General features: G+C 52.8%; 2 rRNA genes (both running past the window's edge). Both read left to right on the top strand.

What is annotated here, in order from left to right:
* Nucleotides 1-2,329, top strand: a 23S ribosomal RNA gene (locus tag ACEPPP_RS07315) (it extends 565 nt beyond the left edge of the window).
* A 148-nt stretch (nucleotides 2,330-2,477) separates the two neighbouring features.
* Nucleotides 2,478-2,500 (top strand): 5S ribosomal RNA (rrf, locus tag ACEPPP_RS07310) (it continues 93 nt past the right edge of the window).

The following is a 2,500-nucleotide window of genomic DNA, read 5'->3' as shown; positions in this document are numbered from 1 at the left end:
ATGGGTCAGCGACTTAATCTCAGTGGCAAGCTTAACCGAATAGGGGAGGCGTAGCGAAAGCGAGTCTGAACAGGGCGTTCAGTCGCTGGGATTAGACCCGAAACCGGGCGATCTATCCATGACCAGGTTGAAGGTCAGGTAATACTGACTGGAGGACCGAACCCACTCCCGTTGAAAAGGTAGGGGATGAGTTGTGGATCGGAGTGAAAGGCTAATCAAGCTCGGAGATAGCTGGTTCTCCTCGAAAGCTATTTAGGTAGCGCCTCGTGTATAACTGCTGGGGGTAGAGCACTGTTTCGGCTAGGGGGTCATCCCGACTTACCAACCCGATGCAAACTCCGAATACCAGCAAGTTCGAGCACGGGAGACACACGGCGGGTGATAAGGTCCGTCGTGAAAAGGGAAACAGCCCAGACCGTCAGCTAAGGTCCCAAAATCTATGCTCAGTGGGAAACGATGTGGGAAGGCACAGACAGCCAGGAGGTTGGCTTAGAAGCAGCCATCCTTTAAAGAAAGCGTAATAGCTCACTGGTCGAGTCGGCCTGCGCGGAAGATTTACCGGGGCTAAGCATAGTACCGAAGCTACGGATCACACGTAAGTGTGGTGGTAGAGGAGCGTTCTGTACGCCTGCGAAGGTCAATTGAGAAGTTGGCTGGAGGTATCAGAAGTGCGAATGCTGACATGAGTAACGACAATGAGGGTGAAAAACCCTCACGCCGAAAACCCAAGGTTTCCTGCGCAACGCTAATCGACGCAGGGTTAGTCGGTACCTAAGGCGAGGCCGAAAGGCGTAGTCGATGGAAAACAGGTTAATATTCCTGTACCGGTCGTAACTGCGATGGGGTGACGGAGAAGGCTAGGTCGGCTGCCTGTTGGAATAGGCAGTGCAAGCCCGTAGGGAGAACGCTTAGGCAAATCCGGGCGTTCAATCCTGAGAGGTAATGATGAGCTTGCTCTACGGAGCGGCGAAGCGACTGATGCCATGCTTCCAAGAAAAACCTCTAAGCTTCAGGTTACGAGTGGCCGTACCCTAAACCGACACAGGTGGGTGGGATGAGAATTCTAAGGCGCTTGAGAGAACTCGGGTGAAGGAACTAGGCAAAATGGTACCGTAACTTCGGGATAAGGTACGCCTTTGTTAGGTGAAGTGACTTGCTCATGGAGCCGAGAAAGGTAGCATAAAATTGGTGGCTGCGACTGTTTAGCAAAAACATAGCACTCTGCAAACTCGAAAGAGGACGTATAGGGTGTGACGCCTGCCCGGTGCTGGAAGGTTAATTGATGGGGTCAGCGCAAGCGAAGCTCTTGATCGAAGCCCCAGTAAACGGCGGCCGTAACTATAACGGTCCTAAGGTAGCGAAATTCCTTGTCGGGTAAGTTCCGACCTGCACGAATGGCGTAACGATGGCCACACTGTCTCCACCCGAGACTCAGTGAAATTGAAATAGCTGTGAAGATGCAGTTTACCCGCGGTTAGACGGAAAGACCCCGTGAACCTTTACTATAGCTTGACACTGGACTTTGAATCGACTTGTGTAGGATAGGTGGGAGGCTTTGAAGCAGGAACGCCAGTTTCTGTGGAGCCAACCTTGAAATACCACCCTGGTTTATTTGAAGTTCTAACCTAGATCCGTAATCCGGATTGGGGACAGTGTCTGGTGGGTAGTTTGACTGGGGCGGTCTCCTCCCAAAGAGTAACGGAGGAGCACGAAGGTACCCTCAGCATGGTCGGAAATCATGCAATGAGTGCAATGGCATAAGGGTGCTTGACTGCGAGACGGACAGGTCGAGCAGGTACGAAAGTAGGTCATAGTGATCCGGTGGTTCTGTATGGAAGGGCCATCGCTCAACGGATAAAAGGTACTCCGGGGATAACAGGCTGATACCGCCCAAGAGTTCATATCGACGGCGGTGTTTGGCACCTCGATGTCGGCTCATCACATCCTGGGGCTGAAGCAGGTCCCAAGGGTATGGCTGTTCGCCATTTAAAGTGGTACGCGAGCTGGGTTCAGAACGTCGTGAGACAGTTCGGTCCCTATCTGCCGTGGGCGTTTGAGATTTGAGGGAAGCTGCTCCTAGTACGAGAGGACCGGAGTGGACGAACCGCTGGTGTTCCGGTTGTCATGCCAATGGCATTGCCGGGTAGCTATGTTCGGACAGGATAACCGCTGAAAGCATCTAAGCGGGAAGCCCCTCCCAAGATGAGATCTCACTGGGACTTCAAGTCCCCTGAAGGGCCGTCGGAGACTACGACGTTGATAGGCACGGTGTGGAAGTCCAGTAATGGGCGTAGCTAACGTGTACTAATTGCCCGTGAGGCTTGACCATATAACACCCAATCGGTTTGGGTGTGCTGAAGAAGAAAACTTCAGTGACAGCTGACGCTTTACTGCAAGAGAACCGAATGTTACAGATTTCCAAGGCACGGCGACAGCCCTGCCGAAGGTTGACCCTCATCGTCAACCGCACCAGTTTGCTTGGTGACCATAGCGAGCGTGA

It is taken from the genome of Methylomicrobium lacus (genome assembly GCF_041897535.1).
Classification (GTDB): Bacteria; Pseudomonadota; Gammaproteobacteria; order Methylococcales; family Methylomonadaceae; genus Methylomicrobium; species Methylomicrobium lacus_A.
The sequence above is the reverse complement of the archived record's forward strand: the minus strand, read 5'-3'. Positions and strand labels throughout refer to the sequence as shown.